21 protein-coding genes are annotated in these 21,312 nt (G+C 69.6%); 8 read left to right on the top strand and 13 right to left on the bottom strand.

Going from position 1 to position 21,312, the window contains the following annotated elements; all coding sequences use genetic code 11:
* Positions 1-90 precede the first annotated feature (90 nt).
* From CP976_RS25405 to CP976_RS25395, 3 genes are all read left to right on the top strand, one after another.
* A complete protein-coding gene (locus CP976_RS25405; RefSeq protein ID WP_167537416.1) occupies positions 91-750 on the top strand; it encodes a hypothetical protein in 660 nt (219 codons plus the stop codon).
* Entirely contained in the window at positions 747-1,817 is a 1,071-nt protein-coding gene (locus CP976_RS25400) for a hypothetical protein (RefSeq protein WP_150482442.1), read from the top strand. Before CP976_RS25405 ends, CP976_RS25400 begins: the two co-directional genes overlap by 4 nt.
* Before the next feature lie 156 nt (positions 1,818-1,973).
* Positions 1,974-2,618, top strand: a complete 645-nt coding sequence (locus tag CP976_RS25395; RefSeq protein WP_150482441.1) for a hypothetical protein — start codon at positions 1,974-1,976, stop codon at positions 2,616-2,618.
* Between the two features lie 79 nt (positions 2,619-2,697).
* Here the strand turns inward: CP976_RS25395 and CP976_RS25390 are convergent, their stop codons facing one another.
* Entirely contained in the window at positions 2,698-3,042 is a 345-nt protein-coding gene (locus CP976_RS25390) for a hypothetical protein (protein ID WP_150482440.1), read from the bottom strand.
* 334 nt (positions 3,043-3,376) lie between these two features.
* Here CP976_RS25390 and CP976_RS25385 point away from each other — a divergent pair, with 334 nt between their 5' ends.
* Complete coding sequence (locus tag CP976_RS25385; RefSeq protein WP_150485500.1) at positions 3,377-3,733, top strand: hypothetical protein; 357 nt, start codon at positions 3,377-3,379, stop codon at positions 3,731-3,733.
* 64 nt (positions 3,734-3,797) lie between these two features.
* On the opposite strand, the gene CP976_RS25380 is transcribed toward CP976_RS25385, so the two are convergent.
* Positions 3,798-4,025, bottom strand: coding sequence for a hypothetical protein (locus CP976_RS25380; RefSeq protein WP_150482439.1), 228 nt, complete (start codon positions 4,023-4,025; stop codon positions 3,798-3,800).
* A gap of 440 nt (positions 4,026-4,465) precedes the next feature.
* On the opposite strand from CP976_RS25380, the gene CP976_RS43855 reads away from it, so the two are divergent.
* Positions 4,466-6,295 (top strand): serine/threonine-protein kinase, encoded by a 1,830-nt coding sequence (locus CP976_RS43855; protein ID WP_229876223.1) that lies wholly within the window; start codon positions 4,466-4,468, stop codon positions 6,293-6,295.
* Positions 6,296-6,755: 460 nt separating this feature from the next.
* On the opposite strand, the gene CP976_RS25365 is transcribed toward CP976_RS43855, so the two are convergent.
* The 9 genes from CP976_RS25365 to CP976_RS25325 are packed head-to-tail and all read right to left on the bottom strand — an operon-like array spanning position 6,756 to position 13,375.
* On the bottom strand, positions 6,756-7,226 hold the full coding sequence (locus CP976_RS25365; protein WP_150482437.1) for a TadE/TadG family type IV pilus assembly protein: 471 nt from the start codon (positions 7,224-7,226) through the stop codon (positions 6,756-6,758).
* An 11-nt stretch (positions 7,227-7,237) separates the two neighbouring features.
* Positions 7,238-7,663 carry a TadE/TadG family type IV pilus assembly protein gene (locus CP976_RS25360; RefSeq protein ID WP_150485499.1) on the bottom strand — a complete coding sequence of 142 codons (426 nt, stop codon included), beginning with the start codon at positions 7,661-7,663 and terminating at the stop codon, positions 7,238-7,240.
* 45 nt (positions 7,664-7,708) lie between these two features.
* On the bottom strand, positions 7,709-8,170 hold the full coding sequence (locus CP976_RS25355) for a TadE family protein (protein WP_373304914.1): 462 nt from the start codon (positions 8,168-8,170) through the stop codon (positions 7,709-7,711).
* A 29-nt stretch (positions 8,171-8,199) separates the two neighbouring features.
* A complete protein-coding gene (locus CP976_RS25350) occupies positions 8,200-8,451 on the bottom strand; it encodes a hypothetical protein (RefSeq protein ID WP_086600464.1) in 252 nt (83 codons plus the stop codon).
* 57 nt (positions 8,452-8,508) lie between these two features.
* A complete protein-coding gene (locus CP976_RS25345) occupies positions 8,509-9,417 on the bottom strand; it encodes a type II secretion system F family protein (protein ID WP_150485497.1) in 909 nt (302 codons plus the stop codon).
* 11 nt (positions 9,418-9,428) lie between these two features.
* Positions 9,429-10,370: a type II secretion system F family protein gene (locus CP976_RS25340; protein WP_167537574.1), complete on the bottom strand. Its 942-nt coding sequence runs from the start codon at positions 10,368-10,370 to the stop codon at positions 9,429-9,431.
* A gap of 46 nt (positions 10,371-10,416) precedes the next feature.
* Positions 10,417-11,724 carry a TadA family conjugal transfer-associated ATPase gene (locus tag CP976_RS25335; protein ID WP_086841629.1) on the bottom strand — a complete coding sequence of 436 codons (1,308 nt, stop codon included), beginning with the start codon at positions 11,722-11,724 and terminating at the stop codon, positions 10,417-10,419.
* On the bottom strand, positions 11,721-12,623 hold the full coding sequence (locus CP976_RS25330; RefSeq protein WP_150482435.1) for a hypothetical protein: 903 nt from the start codon (positions 12,621-12,623) through the stop codon (positions 11,721-11,723). Before CP976_RS25330 ends, CP976_RS25335 begins: the two co-directional genes overlap by 4 nt.
* Before the next feature lie 17 nt (positions 12,624-12,640).
* Positions 12,641-13,375 carry an SAF domain-containing protein gene (locus CP976_RS25325; RefSeq protein ID WP_150482434.1) on the bottom strand — a complete coding sequence of 245 codons (735 nt, stop codon included), beginning with the start codon at positions 13,373-13,375 and terminating at the stop codon, positions 12,641-12,643.
* Positions 13,376-13,826: 451 nt separating this feature from the next.
* Here CP976_RS25325 and CP976_RS25320 point away from each other — a divergent pair, with 451 nt between their 5' ends.
* The 3 genes from CP976_RS25320 (at position 13,827) to CP976_RS25310 (ending at position 17,945) form a co-directional block, all read left to right on the top strand.
* Positions 13,827-14,543 (top strand): hypothetical protein, encoded by a 717-nt coding sequence (locus CP976_RS25320; protein ID WP_150482433.1) that lies wholly within the window; start codon positions 13,827-13,829, stop codon positions 14,541-14,543.
* A gap of 461 nt (positions 14,544-15,004) precedes the next feature.
* Positions 15,005-16,726 (top strand): hypothetical protein, encoded by a 1,722-nt coding sequence (locus CP976_RS25315; protein WP_229876215.1) that lies wholly within the window; start codon positions 15,005-15,007, stop codon positions 16,724-16,726.
* Positions 16,716-17,945 (top strand): hypothetical protein, encoded by a 1,230-nt coding sequence (locus CP976_RS25310; RefSeq protein ID WP_150482432.1) that lies wholly within the window; start codon positions 16,716-16,718, stop codon positions 17,943-17,945. The genes CP976_RS25315 and CP976_RS25310 overlap by 11 nt, the downstream gene beginning before the upstream one ends.
* Here the strand turns inward: CP976_RS25310 and CP976_RS25305 are convergent, their stop codons facing one another.
* Both CP976_RS25305 and CP976_RS25300 read right to left on the bottom strand, forming a co-directional pair.
* On the bottom strand, positions 17,946-19,127 hold the full coding sequence (locus CP976_RS25305) for an LCP family protein (protein ID WP_150482431.1): 1,182 nt from the start codon (positions 19,125-19,127) through the stop codon (positions 17,946-17,948).
* A gap of 30 nt (positions 19,128-19,157) precedes the next feature.
* Complete coding sequence (locus CP976_RS25300; RefSeq protein ID WP_150482430.1) at positions 19,158-21,083, bottom strand: bifunctional polysaccharide deacetylase/glycosyltransferase family 2 protein; 1,926 nt, start codon at positions 21,081-21,083, stop codon at positions 19,158-19,160.
* Between the last annotated feature and the right edge of the window lie 229 nt (positions 21,084-21,312).

Below are 21,312 nucleotides of genomic sequence, written 5' to 3'. Positions count from 1 at the left end.
ACACAATCCGCCATGGCCATCCATGGAGGCATGAACAGCCCCTGATAGCTTCGTTCTCTGTCGCACACGCCGAACCTCGGGGGAGAAACCGTGGCCCGCCGCGCCCTGACCACCACAGCCGCCGCGTTCGCCGCAACGGCGGCGCTTCTGCTCACCGCATGCGGCGGAGGCGCAGACGACAAGTCGCCGGACGACATCAAGGGGGCTGACTCGGGCACGAGGAGCCCGTCGGCATCCGCATCCGGCTCGGCGGGAGCCGACCGCCCGGACGTCAGCGTGCCGAAGGACCTCAAGCTCGTCTTCGACTTCGACGAGCCGTCGGACGCGAAGCATGCGGCGGCGCTTGCCGACGCGGAGAACTACGTCAAGGCGATGTACCACGGCATCGCCGCGCAGGACCCGGACGACCCGGCCTACCAGTTCTACTCGGACGGCCAAGCCGAGCAGTACGTCAAGTCGCAAATCCAGACTTGGGTGAAGGGCGGCTGGACACCCACCGGGACGGACCAGTATTACGACGCCGAGACGACCACTCTGACCGGCGGTAAACGCGTCCTCGTTACGTTCTGCGAGAACCAAGGCAAGGCCTACAGCAAGGACATCAAAACCGGCAAGATTCTCCGCAGTGAGGAGAATCTCGACAGCTACCTGAACCATCGGCTACTCATGGTCCCCTCGTCCGGCTCTTCCCAGGTGTGGAAGGTCCAGGTCATCGAGGTCATCGGCAAGGCGAAGGAGTGCCGAGCATGAGGACGCCAGCTCCCGCTTGGTGCTGGGCTTCGATCGCTGCCGTCACCATTGTGTCCTGCACCGGCGGCAACGCATACGCCAACTACACCCCTGGCAAAACAACTACGCCGCCCGTCACTTCCGGCGGAAACAACGGCAAGGACATCTACGCCTCCGCCGGCACATCCCGAATCAGGGTCACCCAAGTCGGCGGTGCCACCGGCGGCAAGCACGGTTCCCTCTCCTCCGCGGACGTCAACTGGAAGCCGCCGGCCTGCTGGTACGAGCCCGTCTTCACGCCCGAGCAGTTGAAGAAATTCTCGGAGACCATCGGCCAGGGCGACGTCAGCGTCCACGAGTCATGGTGGGGCGTGGAACTCTGGACCGATCACTACCGGGACAAGCAGGACTCCGAGAACTGGGACGACACCCTGTCGACCGCACCGGGTTACAAGGATTACAACATCGGCAAGGACGGCTACTTCTGGCGCAGCGTCGCTCCGGACAAGACCGACCCCGACTCCTGGGACTGCGGCCGCATCATGTTCTGGCAGGACGCCGCAGAGATCCCCAAGGTCCCGAACGCCCCCACGTCCGAGACGCTTGCGGACTACGCGTACAACAAGATCGAGGTTCCCGGCACCCAGGTCGAACTCAAGCCGCAGGCCAAGTCCACCGTGAACCTCCCCACCTGGGTCTGGCTGGACAAGGGCACCTTCAAGGAGGTCAAGGTCCGCGCCGAGCTCCCGAACACGGGCCTGTGGGCCGAGACGACGGCCAAGCCGATCGCTCTCCACCTGGACCCGGGCACCGAGGACGCCGAGGTCTTCCCCGCTTCCGGCGACTGCGAGATCAACGAGGACGGTTCGATCGGCACCCCGTACACAAAGGGCGACGCCGAGAAGACCCCGCCCTGCGGCATCCGCTACCTCCGCGCCACCAACGGCACCCCGTACGAACTCTCCGCCAGCGTCACTTGGCAGATCACCTGGGAAGGCTCCGACGGCACCGGCGGCGACCTCCCCGACGGCACCTTCGAGACCACTCAGGACATGAACGTCCAGGAGATCCAGTCGATCAACCGCTGAGAGGCTGGTCCTCGGCGACTCGGAGACCGTTTGCAGCCGCCACGCCGCACTCCTCACCTTCCCCATATGATCCCCCACTGTCTCTCAAAGGCCCATGACCGGCCCCTGATAGCTTCGTTCCCTGCCGCATACACCGAACATCGGGGGAGACAAACCGTGGCACGCCGCGCTGCGAGCACCACCGCCGCCATGCTGACCGCAACGGCGGCACTGCTGCTCACCGCCTGCGGTGGAGGTGGTGACGAAAAGTCGTCGGACGGCATCAAGGGCAGGGATTCAGGGCCGATCCCGTCGGCATCGGCATCGTCACCGCCCAGCCCCGAGCGCCCTGAGATCACCATCCCGAACAGCTTCCGGTTGACCTTCGAGAACTGGACAAGCAGCGATCCCGTCGAGCAGGCGGTGCTCAACGACGGCAAGGAGGAAGTCCGGGCCGGGTACGCGGCGATCATCGAGAACGACCCCGACAGCGAGGCCGTCGCCTTCTACGACACAGAAGGGGTTCGCGGGCTGACCAAGGAGTGGATCAAGTCCTACACGGACAAGAACGTCACCGTCATCGGCAAGCTGCCCGCCTTCAACCCCAAGGTCAACCTGGCCGGGAACGGCAGAGGAGCATCGCTCAGTTACTGCACGGACGAAAGCGCGGCGAAGACCAGGAACCGCAAGACCAGCGAGGTCGAGGGGAACCCGGCAGGCACGGACCCCTACGTCCTCTACTCGGTCTCCCTGGCGAGGAACGAGCAGGGCGTGTGGCAGAACGCGTCGGTGCACTCCGAGCGAGGGGCATGCTCCAGGTGAGGACGCCCCTCCCGGACGGCACCTTCGAGGCCATCCGGACATGAACGTCCAGGAGATACGGCGAGTGGCCACCATGCGGTCAGACGGACGGGTTCTCGTTCGAGACCAGGGCCGCCGTGAAATACAGCGGCAGACCGTCTTCGGGGTCCACGGGGACCTCCTGGGATGTCCAGCGGTTGAAGGCGATCGTCAGATCGAGCACGACGGGTTCCTCGGGGTTGGAGTCGTCGATTCGGTATCCCGCCTCGGAGAATGCCTGGAGCAACTGACGAGCAGGAGTCCGGAAGACGTCGAATCCGCGCCACATGACACGCAGGTCTGAGTCCTCCTCCTCGGGAGCCGAGACATCGACGGCATTGACCGTTTTCTGGTCCCTGAGGATGACGACGGCGTCGAAGTCGTCCCCCATGGCCTGAATCTGCACCGTGGGATCATGATCGAAGGGCCCCATCACTCGGAGGGTCCAGGATGATTTCCATTGCCTTGCCTCACAACTGCTTCGCAAGCGTGCGCACCCGCTGCGGATCACCAGGTGTCGGATCCTTGTCCAAGTCCAGGACATGCCAGTTCGCAAGCCTGTGCCCCGCCATACCGCAACCCCCGTCACCCGCACTTCAACGCCAACACCCGTATGCACACGTGAACTTACAAGGCGGCGGCGCGTGTTCGCGATCCCCGGAGCACAACCGTTCGACGGAAAGATCAGCTCGGGGTACGGTTCAGATGAGATCAGGGCGTTGGACGTTGGGGGCTGCCACATGGGCAACGGCAAGAGCGACCTCGCACTCCCGCTGAGCGAGCTGGAGGGCTACGGGCGCCGGCTGCGTTCCATCAAGACCCGTCTGAATCACACCAAGAAGCTCTTCGAGTCCTACAAGGACGACATCGGCGACGGCAGCGTCAATGACGCGCTCGGTGATTTCGAGTCCAATTGGGAGGACGGGCGCGAGGACATCACGCAGCAGCTCGATGCGCTGGCGAGTATGTCCGATGCCGTTGTCCGTGAGTTCAAGAAGCTTGATGACGAGCTCGCCAAGCAGATCAACGATGCCATGAAGACCGAGGACAAGCGGGGCGGGAAGGGCGGCAAGGGGAACGCTGACGGCGGCAAGTAAAGCCGCGCCCCTGACGTGAAAAGGCCCCGGATACGGAGATCCGGGGCCTTTCGCGCGCCTGGAGTCAGGAAGCGACCGCGGCGTTGAGGTGCAGGTCCGCGCCGACGCCCTGGGGCGAAACGGCGAGGCCCAGGCCGCCGCCAACACCGGCGGTGACGCCAGCGGCCGTGGTCTCGACGTAGAGACCGGCCGCGGCGCCGGCACCCGCGGTGCCGCCCGCCTGGCCGCCGGCGATGGTGTCCAGCTCGGCGTCGGACATGTGGGCGGTCTGGATCTGCGGGGTGAAGGCCATGGAAGGCGGTTCCCTTCGTTCAATAATTCGAAGTGCTCGAGCGCGACCGATCAAAGCACGTCGGGAGAAGGGTCGGCCAGTCAGTGGTTATGGGGGTGCGACGGATTCCGGTGACCGAATTCATGTGTGTGACCATTTAGTCACGGAAAGGCTCGTCGCCTTCACATGTTCCACCACTGCGCGATATCAGAGTGCAATGCAGGGTGGGGTAAGTGAGTGGTGCTCAGTTCATGCCCTGATTTGTCACGGCCTCGCCGTGAACAGTGTGCAGATCCGTCGAATATTCGGGATCACGGGTTCACCGGCTGGATCTTCTGCACCGTCACGTCCTGCCGCGGTCCGGAGGCAGGTGCGGCGGTCATGCTCCGACCGCACCACCGACCGCTCCCACCCCTTCCGTAACATGACGTAGCCCCCACAAGATCCGGAAGGACTCCCCCATGGACGCACTGTCGCCCGACGACGCCCAAGAGATAGCCGGTTACCGTCTCAGGGCACGGCTGGGCGAGGGCGGCATGGGCATGGTCTACCTGTCGCACACCCGGGGCGGACAGCCGGTCGCACTCAAGGTCGTCCGGCGGGAGTACGCGCAGGATCCGGAGTTCCGCAAGCGTTTCGCCCAGGAGGTCACAGCAGCACGGCGGGTGCAGGGGCCGTACACCGCACCCGTCCTCGACAGCTTCACCGACGGTCCCGAGCCGTGGCTCGCGATCGGATACGTTCCCGGTCCCTCTCTCGCGTCCGCCGTGTACCAGCACGGGACGCTGCCGCTGCGTACGGTGTTGCAGTTGACCGCCGGTATCGCGGAGGCACTTCAGACGATCCACGCGGCCGGCGTCATTCATCGGGATCTCAAGCCCTCCAATGTTTTGTTGGCCTCCGACGGGCCACGTGTCATCGATTTCGGCATCGCCCGCGCCGCCGACACGACTGCGTTGACTGGTACGGACGTACGGCTCGGTACGCCTGCGTACATGGCGCCGGAGCAGGCCATGGGCGGTGACGTCACGCCTGCTCTGGACGTCTTCGCGCTCGGTCTGGTCGCATACTTCGCGGCGACCGGTCGGCATCCCTTCGGCGAGGGTGCCTCGCACGCGCTGCTGTACCGGATCGTCTCCAACGAACCTGATCTCCATGCTTGTCCGGAAGAACTGCGTGGCGTCGTCGCCGGCTGCCTGGCCAAGGATCCGGGCGTCCGGCCCACCCCTGGGCAGATCATCGAGGCGTGCAACACCCTGGCCGGTACAGGCGGGTTGATCCGGCATGAGGGCTGGTGGCTGCCACCGGCCGTGCAGGAGCAGATCAGCCGGCAGGAGGAGACACTTCGCCTGCATTCCTCTCCCGCGCCGACCGCAACGAGTTCCTCGCCGACACCACCGGTCCCCACCCAGCCGGGGCTGCCTCCTCAGGCCGCCTTCGCAGCCGCCGCGCCGACACGGCCGGCACACTCCCCGGGGGATGCGTTCGTGGCCGCGGCTCCCACCGCTCCCTCGTACCCTCCGCAGTCGGCACCGGCCGCTGGAGCCGAAGCGCCGGACCGTCCCGCCAAATCCCGTCCCAAGGCACTGATCACCGTGATCGCCGTCGTTGCGGCGCTGGCGGTGGGTGGGGGTTCCGTCGCCGCTTACCAGGTGATGACGGACGACTCGAGGGAGACCACCGTTTCCGGCGACGCCCAGGACCTTTCCCAAGGAGCCGACCCCGCTGCCGGCACGGCCGCCTCCCCCGGCGCCTCGCCCACGATCACGGACGCCCCGAAGTCGGAAGCCGGCTGGCAGATCAGCGCACGGGACAAGAACCTCGTGCTGCGGGCGCCGAAGTACATCCCCACCGCCGAGGACATCGGGTCGGGGACGATGTGCAGGCCCTCCGACGCGACGATCCTCGACATCAACGACCTGAGCGTGGAGACCGGAGCCGGCTACATACCGTCCTCCGGCGGCTGGCTCACCTATACGGACTGCCCTGACCCCATCAAGACGAACGGGATCCGGCTCGCCGACGACGAAGGCTCCTACGGCACCACCAGCGAGCGGCGCCCCACGCCCACCGCCTGCCGCGACTCAGCCCTCGAGGGCTCGCTCCCCAACCCCATCCCGCTCAGCCGGATCAGGGACGACTCGCTTCTCAAGGCAGGCACCGGTCTCTGCGTCGTGTCCGGAGAGGGCGCCGTCACTCACCTTTGGATCACCAAGGTCAACGCGGGGACCGCCGACAACGACCAGCTTCGCACCTACGTGGCCACTGCCACCCAGTGGAAGCCCGAGTAGCCGTCGGATGCGAGGCACACACCTCCCGCGCCGGCAGGGTCAGTTCACGCGTACGCACGTCGTGGGGATCTGACCGCCCCGGACGACGTACCAGTCCCTCCCGTACCGCCCGCAGGCGCGGTACTGCGGGCCCCCGCGGTTGAACGTCATGACGCAGCTGCGAAGTCGGTCCCCTCGGTGGACGTAATGGTTCACCGGGCTGTTCGGCCGGGCTGAGAACTCGTCCTTCGCCGGTCGGCGTACGGCGACCTTCTTCCCCGTCACCGTCAGCCACACGCACTTGCCCCGCGGTTCAGCCGAGCTGGCCACCGCGTCGGCGGCAGACACAGCCGTCAGCATCAGTGATCCCGCGAACGCGGTCACAAGGGCAGAGTTGATCCACCGTTTCATGCCCGAACCAACGGCGAGCGACGTTGACAGCAACGGCACCGGCTGGGGGTTCACCCGCAGTGGTGACCGCTCACCCGACCTCGTTCTCCGCCACCGCCTGCCCGTGGACGACCACGTCACCGCCGTAGAACATCCCCGTGAAAACCGGGGAGTAGGTGAGCTGCACCTCGACCTGTACCTCCTCGGCGTTCGCCGCCACGCAGTGGGTCGCCGCGATGTCCGGGCCCGTCATGTCCATCTCGCGGGCGAAGGTCTTCACGCGGGCGTTGCAGTTCTCGAAGTTGATCGGGGCCGGGCCGCCCTCGTTCTCGTAGAGGGCCTCGCGGTCGATGTCCTGGGCGGCATAGCGGGCGGCCTGTTCGGCGATGTCCGCGGCGCGTTCCCGCTTGGAGATGGACAGGCCGCCGTCGATGACGAAGGCCGAGAGCGAGATGAAGACGAGCGCGAAGATGATGACCGCGCCGGCGCCGGAGCCTCGGTCGTCCAGCCGCTCTCGGCGGGACGACAGCCAGGTGCGGAGGGCGGTGGTCTGGAAGGGCATGTTCAACTCCCTCAGCCCGCCTTCCTCTTGAACGGGTCCAGCGGTGCCGTGAAGGATCCGGACATCCGGGTCTTGATGTCCAGGCCGACCATCGCGAGACCACGGACCTGACAGCTCACCTCGACGGTGAACAGGTCGGCGTCGGCGAAGCCCGCGCTGGTCTTGGTGACGGTCACCGGGCCCGTGCAGACGTCCGTGAGGTTGGCCTGGGCCGCCTTGCGCGCTTCCGCCATGGCGTTGCCGACATCCCACTGGAGCGATCCGGCCCGGGCCGCGTCCCGTGCGGCACCGTCGATCGCTCCGCGTCCCTCGACCATCTGGCCGAAGGCCACCAGGACGAGGATGAAGAGGATCATCACCGGCGCGAGGATCACGACCTCGACCGTGGACAGGCCTCGGTCGTCCCGGGCCGCGGACAGGCCCTCCTCGCCCCGCAAGGCCTCGACCGCGGACCGGCGGTCCCGCAGGGAAGAGACGTTCACCTAGTTCCCCTCATCCCGCACGAACCGCTCCACCGGTCCGACCGACTGGGCGTGCACGGTCATGTCGAGCCCGGGGAACACCGTCGGGACCCGTGCCGTGATCTCCACGCCCACGGTGTTCTGCTCCGGCTGGAGCAGCTCCACGTCGGGTGAGAGCACCAGCTTGGGGCCCAGTTGTCTGATGTAGCTGTCCACCACGTCCCGTGCCTCGCCCCGCCAGGCACCCGGCTGTTCGTCGGCCGTGGCGCGGGCCTTGCGGGCGCCTGCCTGGGCCGCCGCCTGGGCCACGTGGTCGGCGAAGAAATACAGCGCGAACTGCACCGTGGCGAAGATCATGAAGAAGAGGACCGGGGTGAGCAGCACGAACTCGATCGCGGTCATGCCGGAGTCGCCGCGGGTGGCCGCCGACTTCCGTACGGCTTCCGCCCTGCGGCGCACCCATCTGCCCACGCTCACGTGCAACCCCGTCAACCCCGTTGTCCGTACGACGCTCAGCAGGTGCCGCTCTGGTTGGCGCCGTTGATGCAGTTCTCGACCTTCTCGGCACCACCCTCCAGCGCGCGGTTGATGATCGCGGCGACGACGCCGACGATCGCCACCACCACGGCGGAGATGATGACCCACTCGACGGCGGAGGCACCGCGGTCGAGTTCACCGGACCGGGCACGCTCCACGCGGCCCTGCAGGAAGACGACCAGGAAGTCCACCGCCGGGATGCCCGTGTGGAAGTTGCGTCCGTTCATGGGGGTTGTCCTCTCAACTCAGCTGATTCTGTGGGCAGTCGGATGGGCGAGCAGCTTTCACACCTGGAACACCCGCATCGCCGCCGGGTAGATCAGGAACACCAGGAAGCCGGCGCACAGCAGCAGCTGGGCGACGAGCATCGACTGGGACTTCTCGCCCGCGCTGCCCTCGATCTCGGCGAGTTCGCGGTGCCGCATGGTCTCGGCCCGGGAGGCGAGGGACTCGCGCACCTTGGCACCGTCGTCCGCGACCAGGGCCAGGGAGGCGGAGAGGTCCTTGAGCTCCTCGACGCCCAGTTCCTCGCCGAGCTGGCCGAGTGCCTGCCACTGGCTGACGCCGGTGATACGGGCGTCGGACAGGGCGTTGCGGATGCGCTGGTTGGCCCAGCCTTCGGAGATCTCGGCCGCCGCCATCAGGGCCTCGGGCAGGCCGCGTCCGCCGGCGAGGCTCATCGACACCAGGTCGAGGTACGCGCCGATCACACGCCGCAGGTCGCGCCGCTTCTTGGCCGCGTCCCGCCGGATCTCCAGGTCGGGCAGGAAGAAGAAGACCGCCGCGCACAGCAGCGCCAGCCACACCGGGATGATCGGGCTGTCGGCGATGGCCAGCGTCCAGACGATGGCGAAGAGGAACGGGCCGAAGAACAGGCCCGCCACCCCCAGCAGCACCTTCGTCGCCAGGAACTTCTCCCAGCTGCGGTCCAGGACCGCCAGGTCCGCGCGCAGCGAGCGCTGCTCCCAGCCCTGCTGGAGGTAGAACTCGGCGACCCGCTGCCCGACTTCGGCCCGCAGCGAGCCGAACCGGCTGGTGTCCGCCTGCCGCCGCGAGGACTCGTAGGCCGAGCCGCGCGCCCGCATCGCGTCGATCCGCGCGACCTGGGAGATCGCGCTGCGCTTCGACGGCATCAGGGCACGCACGAGGACGTAGAAGCCCAGGCCGATGACCGCGCCGACCGTGATCGGCATCGTCAGGTCGTTCACCGTCGTACCCCCTCTTCCTGCTGGAGCGGCTGCTGCGCGGGCGTGCGGGGCCGGACGAACTGGATCGACGACTCGTCCCGGACGAGGAAGCGCTCGGGCGTCTCGATGGCCGACAGCTTGCGCAGCCACCAGAAGCCCATGGCGAACAGGGCGCAGACGCCGGCGAGCACGACCTGGCCGAGGGGGGAGCCGTACGGCTCGACGAACTCACGGTTGAAGATCGACAGGCCGAGGACGAAGGCCACCGAGACGGCGACCACGATCTGCACCGATCGCCGCGTGGACGCCCGCTGCGCCATCACCCGCTGCCGCATGTCCACTTCCTCGCGCGCCGACTTCGCCAGCGCGCCCAGCACCTGGCGCAGACCGGGTCCGCGCAGGCGGGCGTTGAGGATCAGGGCCGCGACGATGATGTCGGCGGAGGCGTCGTCGATCTCGTCGGCGAGGTGCTGGAGCGCCTCCGGCAGCGGGGTGCGGGCGCGCAGGCGGTCGACGAGGGCGTCGAGGTGGGGGCGCAGGACCGGGGCGGCGGCGCGGGCCGAGGCCGGGATGGCCTGCTCCAGGCCCACCGCGCCGGCGATGGTGTCGCGCAGCGACTCGGTCCAGGACGCCAGGGCCTCCACGCGCCGCATGGCGGCCCGCTCCTCGCCGGCGCCGCCGAACAGGCGGTCCCAGAAGAAGACGAGGACGCCGGCCGCGATGCCCGCCACCGCCCAGCGGGTGAGGAGGAGGACGACCAGGCCGACGATGGCGGCGAGCGAGCCGCGCTGGCCGGCGAAGCGGATGAGTTCGCTCGCCCGCTCGGCGGCCTTCTGCTTCTCGTGGTCGGGCTTGGCGGGAAGTCCGCGCACGGCGACGAGGAGGAGGGCGAGGCCGCCGCCGACGGCGACGCCGCTTCCTATCGAGTACAGGACGGTGGTGGAGAACAGGCCGCCCATGGAGCCGAGCGAGCCGATTGCTGCGAGAGTCGTGTTCATCCCCGGCTCACCCCCAGGTCCCGGACGGCCGGTAGCCGTGTGCCATCAGTTCCTCCAGGCAGGCTAGGGGGGCGTGCGGCACGATCCGGCCGTCGGGGGCCTCCGCGAACACCTCGCTGGACAGGACGCGTCCGTCGACGCCGTTGACCTCGCGGACGGAGGTGACCATGCGCTGGAGGCGGCCGCCGTTGCCGAAGTCGTTGCGCCGCTGGATGAAGACGACGAAGTTCACCGCGCCCGCGATCAGCAACTGGCTGGCCTCGATGGGCAGCCGCTCGGAGGCCTGCAACGCGTAGGTGGAAATACGGTTGAAGACCTCGCTGGAGCTGTTGGCGTGGATCGTGGACAGCGAGCCGTCGTTGCCCTGCGACATCGCGTTGAGCATGGTGACGATCTCGTCGCCGAGGACCTCACCGACGATGACGCGGGAGGGGTTCATACGGAGCGAGCGTCGCACCAGTTCCGCCATCGAGATGGCGCCCTGGCCCTCGGAGTTGGGCAGGCGCTCCTCGAAGGCGACGACGTTGGGGTGCAGGTCGGGGAAGGTGTCGAGCCCGAGCTCCAGGGCCCGCTCGACGGTGATGAGGCGCTCGTGCGGCGGGATCTCGTTGGCGAGGGCGCGCAGGAGCGTCGTCTTACCGGCGTTGGTGGCGCCGGCGATCATGATGTTCTTGCGGGCGCGGACCGCGCAGGCCAGGAAGTGGGCGACCTCGGGGGTCAGCGTGCCGTTGCCGACGAGGTCGGAGATGAACACCTTGCCCATGCGCGCGCGGCGGATGGACAGCGCGGGGCGCCGGGCGACGTCCATGACGGCGGACAGCCGCGAACCGTCCGGAAGCCGCAGGTCGAGCTGCGGGTTGGCCGAGTCGAAGGGGCGGGAGGACAGGCCCGAGTAGGCGCCGAGGACCTGGATGAGCTCGATGAGCTCCTCGTCGGTCTCGGCGACGGGATCGCCCTTCACCTCGCGCCCGTCGGCGTAGCCGACGAACACCTGGTCGCACCCGTTGATGTCGATGTTCTCGACCTCGGGGTTGTCGAGCAGCGGCTGGAGCCGGCCGACGCCGAACAGGGCCGCGTGCACGGCGGCCGCGTACTGCTCCTCGGTCTCGGCGTCCAGCGGCGTACGGCCCGCGTTGATCTCGGCGCGGGCGTACTCCTCCAGGATCTGGGCTATGACGGCACGGGCGTACTGCCGTTCGTCCTCCGTGGACATCGGAGTGACGTTGTTGATCTGGTCCTGTCGGCGCTGTTCGGCGATGCGGTCGCCGGCGTCCTGGCGGAACCGCTTGACCAACTGGTGGTCGACAGCGGTCATGTGCCGGCCCCCGCGTGGCCCTGCATCTGGCCCGGGTGGTTGTGCTGGACGTGGTGGGCCTGCTGAACCTGGTGGGCCTGGTTCGCCTGGGCGGAGGCGGCCCAGGCGGCGCCGTACTGCTGGTACAGGTCGGCGGCGACCTTGCGGGCCGTGCGGATCAGCAGCGACTTGTCGAGACGGCCGCGCCTGCGGCCGGCGAGCTGGTCGGCACCGGCCGGGTCGTCGGCGATGGTGCCGACCACGCGGGCGCCGGTCTGGGCGTGCACGAGCATGTCGTTGACCTGCGAGGCGAGCTTGCCGGCGTTGCCCGTGTCGGCGATCAGGACGACACCGATCACCGGGTTGGCCAGGCTCGCGGCGCCCCGCGGACCGCCGTGCAGCTTGCCGGCCAGGGCGGCAGCACGGTCACGCACCCGTGCGATCGCCTCCGGCTCGGTGCGGGAGAGCAGCAGCACGAGCGAGGCGTGCGGGAACAGCTCGACGGCAGGGGTGTCCCCGCTGATGCGTCCGCAGTCGGCGATGACGTCGGCGGCGGCGTTCGGGGAGTCGGCGAGGGAGGCGAAGGCGTGTCCGAGGGTGGGCCAGAGCCCCGCGAGGCCTGCGGCCTGCTCGGCGATACCGAGCCCGACGAGCACCTCCAGTCCCCCGCTCAACGGCTGTACGTGGTCCCAGAGCTGGTCCGGCACCAGGCCGCGGCGCGCGGTCGCGGCGATGGACAGCATGCCGGTGTTGGGGTTGAGCGGTCCGCCGTGCGCGGCGGCACTGCGGTAGACGAGGTCACCGCCCGCCGGGTCCGTCTCGGCGAGCAGGACGCGCCGCGGCCAGACCGCCGCGAGGGCGACGGCCGCGGTGGTGACGCCGGGGGAACCCTTGTCGGCGGCGAGAGCGATGAGCGCCATGGGTTGGGTGCCGCCTTCTAGTTGCCGGACTTACCGGAGACGAGAACGAGAGCGACCTCGCCGTTGGAGGCGGCCTGGGCCAGGTCGGCGGCCTTGTCGCTGTCGACGGTCAGGGTGACCGCCAGGTTGGTGCTGCTGACGAGTTCGTCGCCGGAGCTCTTCGCGTCCGGGACGTAGGTGACCTGGGCCTGGTCGACGATGACGGAGTTACCGGCAGCCGACGAGGACGAGCCGCTGTTGCTGTTGCCGGCCCCCGAGTCGGCGCTGACGCGGTAGGCGGCGACGGTGTCGCCCCGCTGGAGCCCGGTCGGGTACTGCCCCGCCTTGAGCGAGAGTCCGACGGTGGACTTGCCGGCGGCGACGCCGCCCTCCTCGCCGAACATCTGGCCCATGACGACGGTGTCCTTGTAGATCGTCGTCCGTGCCTTGAGGTTCTTGAGGGCGCTCAGCTGGTTCCACTTGACGTAGTTGATGCTGTCGTCGGCCGCCACGAGCGCGGAAGTCACGTCGTCACTGGTGACGGATTCGCCCTGCTGGATGTCCCGCGTCACCTTGACGACCTCGACCCGGTCCCCGACCTGGAGCACGAGCATCGTCGCCCCCAGCGCCCCCACCAGGATGAGCAGCACGGCGAGCGCGGCCAGTGCCGGTTTGCGCTCGCGAGGTGGTGTGGGAAGCCGGTCACCGACCGACGGCTGAGCCGGAGCGGCGGAACGACCGGCGCCCGCCCCCGTACGCTCTTGGATCTTCACGCAACCGCTCCCCGTACACCCAAGATTATGTCTGTCAATTTGCCTTCAAAAGTGGACACTTCACCCGCACCTTCCCGCACGAAAAAATGCGGGACGGGCCGGACGTACCCGCCCCACCTGGGCGAATAGCCAGCACTGGGGGTGAGTGTCAAGCCATCGCACCGTATCAGCCGCACATAAGCCCCTCAAGGCGCGTCCGGCGTCACACACCTCACCACGCGCACCGTTACTCATCTGCAACTTCAAGGCTGGACAAACCCGTTGATGGCGGCACGCGGACAGGCCCTTTGCTGTGCGGGAGCGAATTAGGCACGGGGGGACGCCTGGTGGGCGGGCGTACGGCCGCCGGGGTCTTCGTCACATACCGGCCATGAGGCCCACACGATTCACTCACGTGATACCGGCGTGGCCGTGCCATGATCTTCGCTTTGTCCCCCACGAGGAGTGCCCCATGAAGCGAGCCGCGCTCGCCGTCTCCACCCTGTCCCTGCTGTCCCTCACGGCGTGCGGCGGGAGCGCCGACTCGGACACGGCGACCGGGGAGCCCCGGCCCACCGCGACCCGGGCGAAGCAGGCGACACCGGCCGAGCGGCTCGCGAAGCTCATGATCACGAAGGCCGACGTGCCGGGGCTGGACGTGAAGGCCACCTCCAGGGACAAGGGGGACGACAAGTACGTCTTCGCCAAGTCCCCGGACGACGTCACGGTCGACAAGCCGGCCTGCGCCCAGCCCGCCTACGCGACGAACCAGCTGCCCGTCGGCGAGCCGCAGGGCGACCTGACCCACTATGTCCCGCAGGGCAACGAGTTCACGTACATCACGCTCACGACGTACGCGCCCGGCAAGGCCGAGGCCGCGTTCGCCGGACTGGCCAAGGGCGTCGAGTCATGCGGCGACGGCTTCACGGCGAAGGCCAACGGCCAGGTCACGTACGACTCCCTCACCGCCGAGGAGCCGGTGGCGAAGGCCGGTGACGAGTCACTCGCCTTCCGCGCCACGATGCCCTTCCAGGGCATCACCCACACCCTGCACGCCCAGGCCGTCCGCAAGGGCGATGTCATGGCCGTCTACGTCTCCGTGGACGGCATGGCCATGGTCCAGGACAGGCCGGGCGACGCGAAACTCCCGGCGACGGTGGTGAAGGCCCAGAACGCGAAGCTGGGCTGAACCGCCGGGTACCGGATTCGCAACCGGCGGCGATCTGTAGCACTCGCGAAGCCCCGAGTAAAGTGCGCCCCGGACAGCGATCAAACCGTCGGGGGGCACACCGGTGAGAACAGGCACGGCGAGCGAGGAACACGCAGTACGGATAAGGATATTGGGGGCATCGAGCCCCCATCGGGCCCGCGTCCTCCCCCTGCTCCTCCTCGCCCTCTGCTCGCTGAACGGCTCTCTTCGCAACCGCCACGCCGGCCCGGGCGGCGGACAGCGCTCCCGTCACCCAGGCCGCGTACTTCGCCGACCGCCTCCGCCAGGACCCGGTCTACGTCACCGACCAACTCCCCCGCGAGATCCCCCGGTCCACGGCCCCCGACTTCGGGAGGCTGGCGAAGAAGACCGGCGTCCCGACCTACGTCCTGGTCCTGCCCGGCGAGAGCAGCGTCGAGGGCCGGCAGTTGCTCGGCGCGGTGCACGACAGGCTCGGGCGGGACGGGTTGTACGTACTGGTCGACGACACCCAGGTCGCGGAGGCCACGGCCTACGGGGTGCGCGCGCCGGCCGACGCCGCCTCGACCGTCGCGCAGTACGAACTTCCCTTCGATGCGGGGCCGTTGCGCAGTTTCGAACGCTTCGTCGACGTCGTCGCCCTGGGCGGGGAGAAGGCCGCGGCCCGTGCCGAGGCGGCGCGTGAGAAGTACCCGGACGACGGACCCGCCGACCTGTACATCGGCCCGTCCGACCGCCGCAACCAGTCGTTCCTCACCGGGATCCTGCTCACCGGCGTACCCCTGCTGATCCTGCTGACGGCCGGGTACGCCGGGCGCCGCCGCCGGCGTTCCGGGGCCGAGCGGCGCATCCCCCGCTGGGTCATCCCTGGTGCGGCCGTCCTCACCGCCGCCGCCATCGCCCTCACCGCCCCCGCCGTCTTCGACCAGACCAGGTCGAGCGCGGCTCCCCCGCCCACCCCCGCCGACCTGTCCGCCCGCGTCGAACGAGTGGCGGCGGGCCTCAAGCAAGATCCCGTGTACGCCGATCCGGAGAGCCCGCGGGTGCTCGACGCCCGCCAACTGGACCGGCTGCACGACCGGATCCGGGGCTTCCGGCGCTCCGCAGGAGGCGGCCCGGTGTTCGTCTCGGTGGTGCCGCAGACCCCCGAGAGCGAGTCGGCCGGTGACTCGATGCTGTTCGCCGCGGCGGTGCACGCCAAGGTGCGCGAGGACGGGCTGTACGTGGTCGCCGACCCCGGCGACGGCACGATCGACTTCTACAACCACGGCCTGCGCCGGGACACCAACCACCTGTCCTTCAACCTGCCGGATTCCGTCACGTTCGGCGACAGCAGGGCGGACGAGGCCGACGACCACCTCCTCGGCGAGCGTCTCGACCGGCTGATGGACTTCCTCGACGAGACCCCGCGCACGGACCGGCCCGGATCGGAACCCGCACCGGCCGCCGCCCCGAGGGCCGCCGACGAGGACACCCTCCCGCCCCTCTTCGCCACCGACTTCTGGCCCGGCCTGTTCGTGGGCGCCGTCCTGGCACTCCTGCTGTCCGGGGTCGTGGCCGGGGCGATGTGGATCGTGACCGCCCTGCGACGGTGGCGCTCACCCGAACCCGAGCCGGCCGGCCTCCTGCCCGTCACCTCCCCGACCGAGCCGTCGGCGTCCTACCTCCGCCGCACCGCCCACGCGGAACTCACGGCGCTGACAGGAGAGATCACCAACTCCGAGGGGCACGCCCGCGCCTGGGACTGCCTCGACGCGGCGATGCTCCTCCTGGACGGCGACCCTGACCAGGCCCCGAGGCCGGGCACGGATCCCGCGACCCTCACCGCCGTCGTCGTACTCGCCCGGGCGGGCCGGGCCGCGCTCACCGGCGACACCAACGACCTGTGCTGCGGCGTCAACCCGCTGCACGGGCCCGCCGTCAGCCGCCACCACGTACGCGTATCGGCGGAGGCGGCGGAGGGCAACCGCAGGCGCCTGCTCCCCGTCTGCGAGCCCTGCCGCGACACGGCCATCGCCCAACCGAGCGGGATCCCGGGCAGGTTGCTGAGGCTGCCGGGCTCCGCGTCCGGAGACGGCGGCCGACCGCCCTACTACGACGCGACCGACGGCCCGCTGACCGCCGTACCCGGCGGCATCGCCCGGCTCATCGGCAAGGTGAGGGAGACCGCAGGTGTCCACTGACGTCAAGCGCGTTGTCACCGTCCTCGCGGCGCTGCTGCTCGTCGCGCTCACCACCACCCCGGCCCGTGCGGGGGACGGCGACGCCCCGAGCGCCGGGCAGCGCATCGCCGAGGCCCTGCGCACCTCGCCCGTCTACGTCGACGAGGCCTACGCCGATGCCGTACCGCCCTCGCGGCAGCGGGAGTTGGCGGAACGGATCCGCCGGACGGGCCTGCCGATCAAGGTCGTTCTCACGCCGCACACGAAAGGTGACGCCTTCGACGGCGACTCCGACGTCCTGGCCGGAGTCGTCCGTGACCGGCTCCCGGACGAGCGGGAACTGATCCTCATCACGACGGACGGCGAGTTCCCGGACTCCCTGAACGGCTACGAGTGGCCCGCCGACACCCACCAGGCCGAGGACGCCGTGGACGCCGTCGGTTTCCTGGACGAGACGCGGGACGCGGGGCTGGCCGACCTGACCGCCAAGGCGGTGGAGCTGGTGGCGGAGGGGAAGGGCACAGAGCGGTACGAAGAGGCGATGAAGGACCTGGACGACGCCGCCCCCGCACGGAAGCCGGAACCCGGGAAGCCCGGCGACTCGCGGTGGTGGCTGTGGCCCCTGGCCGCCGTACCGGCTCTGGCCCTGGCGGCGCTCGCGACCCGCGCCCTGCTCCGCTCCCGCAAGGCCGTTCCGGCCGTTCCCCAGCTGGTGTTCGCCACGGCCCGCGCGGCCGACGAGAGGGAGCTGCGGCGGCGGGCGGAAGCGGAGGTGCTGGCTCTCGGCGAGGCGACCCAGGCGGCCGGTGTCTCCACGACACCCGGTCTCCAGCACGCCCTCGACGCGTACGCGGCCGCGGGCAGGGTCCTCGACGAGGCCCGGGGCGTGCCGGACCTGGCGGGCGTCCTGGCCCTGACCCAGGAGGGCCGCGACGCCCTCGCCGGCTCACCCGGCCTGCCCCTCTGCTTCTTCAACCCGCTGCACGGCCGTGCCGCCCTCCGCACCGGCTGGCGACCGCTGGGCCGGCGGGACCGGCTGGACGTGGCGGTGTGCCAGGACTGCGCGGACGCGCTGCGGGACCGCCGCGCCCCGGAGGTGCTCACGGACAGGGCCGGGGACGGCCGTACCGTCCCCTACTTCGAGCTCCCGGCCGGGCGGAGCGTGTGGTCGGCGACGGGATACGGGTCACTGATGCAGCCACTGGACGGCTTCAACTCCCGTGGGGCCAAGACTGGTTGATCAGCCGGGGGGCCGGTCCTCGCGCAGTGCCGCGAACAGGGCGCGGGCCCGCCGGTCGTCCCACTTCACCGCGCTGCCCTGGGGCGTACGCAGGTCCGGGTCGGCCACGGGCACGTTGAGCTGTCTGCCCCCGCCCGACGCGGCCTTCCGCATGGCCTCGAACAGCGACATGAGGTCGGGCAGCTCCGTGCTCTCGTCGACGATGAGCGTGTCGAGGCCTGCGCGCAGGGTCGGGAAGGTCTTGGACGGGTCGGCGAGGGTGGACGGGGTGACGGCCTTGCGGGCGAGGGCGGCGAGGAACTTCTGCTGGTTGCGGGTGCGGCCCAGGTCCCCCTGCGCCTCCTGCTTGCGCTGCCGTACGAAGGCCAGCGCCTCGGCGCCGTCGAGGGTCTGGCAGCCGGCGGGCAGGTCGGCGCCGGAGTCCTTGTCCCGTACGGGCTTGTCCAGGCACAGGTCCACGCCGCCGACCGCGTCCACCACGCCCACGAAACCGGCGAAGCCGATCTCCGCGTAGTGGTCGATGTGCACGCCGGTGTTGCGTTCCACGGTCCGCACTAGCAGATCGGGCCCGCCCAGCGAGAACGCCGCGTTCAGTTTGTTCGGCGCGGCCCGGTAGCTCCGGCCGGTGTCGGGATCGACGTACGGCGGGAGGGTCACCCAGGAGTCGCGCGGCAGGCTGAGCATCGTCGTGCCGTTCGCCCCGGTGTGCAGCAGGATCACCGAGTCGGTACGGCGTCCCTCGGTCGAGCCGGTGTTCAGCTCCTCCCGGTCCCGCGGCGACAGTCCCTCGCGGCTGTCGGAGCCCACGACCAGGTAGTTGGTGCCCTCGCCGCGCGGCACCCGGCCGGAGAGCGTGCCGAGGTCGACCTGCTGGTTGAGCCGGGTGTCGGCCCAGACGTACGTACCGGCACCGGCGAGCAGCAGGACGGACGACAGGACGGCCGCGGTCCGCACGAACCGGCGGCCTTTTCCGGCGCGGCGCCGGGGGTTCCTGCTGCCGCCGCCCCGCCGCCCGCGCTCGTGGCCGCTGCTGTCGTAGCGGCCGGGCACGGCCGGCGAGGGCATGCCGGGCAGGGGGGCCGTGCGGGTCGACGGCGGTGGTGCCAGGAGGGACGGGGGTGGGACCCTTCTCGGGTCCCGCCCCGTCCGGTGGTCTCCAGGAGGGTCGGTCCAGTCGTTCATCGTCCCCTCCATCCCGCTGGTTCACGTGGGTCAACGCATAGGCACGCTCCTATACGGAACCGGCCCGCCGATCTGTTCAGCGGCCGTCCCGGAGCGCTTCATCCGCTGCCACCGCAGCCGGCTGCCGAGCAGCAGCGCGACGAGCGACTGGATGACGACGAGATACATCAACTGCCGGTAGACGACGATTTGGAACGGCATCGACCACAGGGCCCGGACCGGCTCGCCGTCGAGTCTCAGCGCGTAGCCGGAGCAGACGATCTGCACGCCGAGGAACGCGAACCACACGGCGGCCGACTCCCACGGGTCGCGGAACAGCACGCCGTACAGGGCGTAGACGTCGATGACGGGCGCGAGCAGCGGCAGGGCGACTTGGAAGAGCGCGAGGTAGGTCAGCCCGCGCCGCCCGAACCGCCCGGCGGGCCCCATGGCGAAGAGGGCCCCGCGATGCTTCCACATCGCCTGCAGGGTGCCGTAACACCACCGGTACCGCTGACGCCACAACTGCCCGACCGTGGTGGGCACCTCGGTCCAGGCGACGGCGGACTCCTCGTACAGCACCCGCCAGCCGGCCCGCCACAGGGCCATCGTCAGGTCGGTGTCCTCGGCGAGCGTGTCCTCGCTGACCCCGCCGACACCGATCACCGCGTCCCGGCGGAACGCCCCGATGGCACCCGGCACGGTCGGCATGCACTCCAGCACCTCGAACATGCGCCGGTCGAGGTTGAACCCGAAGACGTACTCCAGGTGCTGCCAACGGGCCAGCAGACTGCGCCGGTTGCCGACCTTGGTGTTGCCGCTGACGGCCCCCACTGCGGGATGCGCGAGCGGCTGGACGATCCGCTCGATGGCATCGGGCTCGAAGACGGTGTCGGCGTCGACCATCACGACGATGTCGTACCGCGCTTGGGCGAGCCCGGTGTTGAGGGCGGCGGCCTTGCCGGAATTGGGCTGCCGTACGACCTCCACCCGCGGATCCCCCGTGTTCTCGGCGATGTCGGCGGTCCGGTCGCTCGACCCGTCGTCGATGACGACGACTTGGAGTTCCCGATGGGTGGAGTCGAGCAGCGACCGCAGGGTCGACCCGATCCCGGCCTCCTCGTTGTACGCCGGGACGAGCACGGTCACAGGCCCCGTGGTGTCCCGCATCCAGGGCGCCCCAGTCCGGAACCGCTCCAGCCGGCGCACATGGGCTTGGGCGAACAGTGCGAGCAGCAACAGCCGCAGCACACCGAGCCCACCGGCGACACCGAGGATCCAGATCATGGCGGTGGAGAAGACCTGCCCGAGGCTCGTGACCTGGATGAGCCCCTGCCCCAGCCACCGCTCGACGAGGGACGGGGACGTGTAGGGAACGAGCCCGAGCCCATCGGAGACGGTGGTGAACCGGTCGACGGCCCGGTTCTTCAGCAGCCTGCGCGCCTCCAGATAGGCGCTCTCCGTCTGGCTGAGCTGCCGCACGATCCCCTGCGCGGGCTTCCGCGACCCCTTGTCGGCGGCGACGAGCACGTACCCGTACCCGGTGGCCCGCCGCGCCGCCTGCCACTCAGGGCCGCACAGGGTGTCGGGCGTGGTGGTCCGCGGCATGCGCAGCAGATTGGTACGCACTCCGGTGGCTCCGGCCAGTGCGCTCTGGGTCAGTTCCAGCTCGGACCGGAAGCGGGGCGCGGACGACTCGCCCAGGACGGCCCCGGTGTAGGTGTTGGATCCGATCTCGTGCCCCTCGGCACGGATACGCCGGATCAGCTCCGGGTGGCGGGCGGCCTGGGCCCCGTGCACGAAGAAGGTCGCGCGTGCCTGATTGCGGCGCAGCAGATCCAGCAGCCGAGGGGTCCAAACAGGGTCGGGCCCCCCGTCGAAGGTGAGCGCGACGGTCCGGGCGGGCATCGCCCCGGACCGGATCCCGTCCCGGTTGATCCCGATCACGGGCCCGCCCTTCGCGACGGCCTCCGGCACGGGCGAGGCACAGGGCGTCCGCTCCTTCGCGGCGTCGACCTCGTGCTGGGTCCAGCCCTCGAAGAGCAGGAGGGCGAAGACGAGGGGGAGGGTGAGGGCGAGTAACAGCCAGTGGGCGCGGGGGTCTCGGGACTGTTTGTGACGGCCTCGGGCTTTGGAACTGGCGGGGGTCAGGGTCCGTCACCGCCCCCGGGTTCGGGCCGGGCACCGACTCCCGCGGGCCGTCTTC

It is taken from the genome of Streptomyces coeruleorubidus (genome assembly GCF_008705135.1).
In the GTDB taxonomy this organism is placed as follows: domain Bacteria; phylum Actinomycetota; class Actinomycetes; order Streptomycetales; family Streptomycetaceae; genus Streptomyces; species Streptomyces coeruleofuscus.
This window is presented reverse-complemented; position numbering and strand designations above follow the sequence as displayed.

Coding starts and splice junctions, on each gene's coding strand:
- CP976_RS25400 (WP_150482442.1), top strand. CDS start 747: ATGAGGACGCCAGCTCCCGCTTGGTGCTGGGCTTCGATCGCTGCCGTC.
- CP976_RS25385 (WP_150485500.1), top strand. CDS start 3,377: ATGGGCAACGGCAAGAGCGACCTCGCACTCCCGCTGAGCGAGCTGGAG.
- CP976_RS25380 (WP_150482439.1), bottom strand. CDS start 4,025: ATGGCCTTCACCCCGCAGATCCAGACCGCCCACATGTCCGACGCCGAG.
- CP976_RS43855 (WP_229876223.1), top strand. CDS start 4,466: ATGGACGCACTGTCGCCCGACGACGCCCAAGAGATAGCCGGTTACCGT.
- CP976_RS25365 (WP_150482437.1), bottom strand. CDS start 7,226: ATGCCCTTCCAGACCACCGCCCTCCGCACCTGGCTGTCGTCCCGCCGA.
- CP976_RS25350 (WP_086600464.1), bottom strand. CDS start 8,451: ATGAACGGACGCAACTTCCACACGGGCATCCCGGCGGTGGACTTCCTG.
- CP976_RS25345 (WP_150485497.1), bottom strand. CDS start 9,417: ATGCCGATCACGGTCGGCGCGGTCATCGGCCTGGGCTTCTACGTCCTC.
- CP976_RS25340 (WP_167537574.1), bottom strand. CDS start 10,370: ATGGGCGGCCTGTTCTCCACCACCGTCCTGTACTCGATAGGAAGCGGC.
- CP976_RS25335 (WP_086841629.1), bottom strand. CDS start 11,724: ATGACCGCTGTCGACCACCAGTTGGTCAAGCGGTTCCGCCAGGACGCC.
- CP976_RS25330 (WP_150482435.1), bottom strand. CDS start 12,623: ATGGCGCTCATCGCTCTCGCCGCCGACAAGGGTTCCCCCGGCGTCACC.
- CP976_RS25320 (WP_150482433.1), top strand. CDS start 13,827: ATGAAGCGAGCCGCGCTCGCCGTCTCCACCCTGTCCCTGCTGTCCCTC.
- CP976_RS25305 (WP_150482431.1), bottom strand. CDS start 19,127: ATGAACGACTGGACCGACCCTCCTGGAGACCACCGGACGGGGCGGGAC.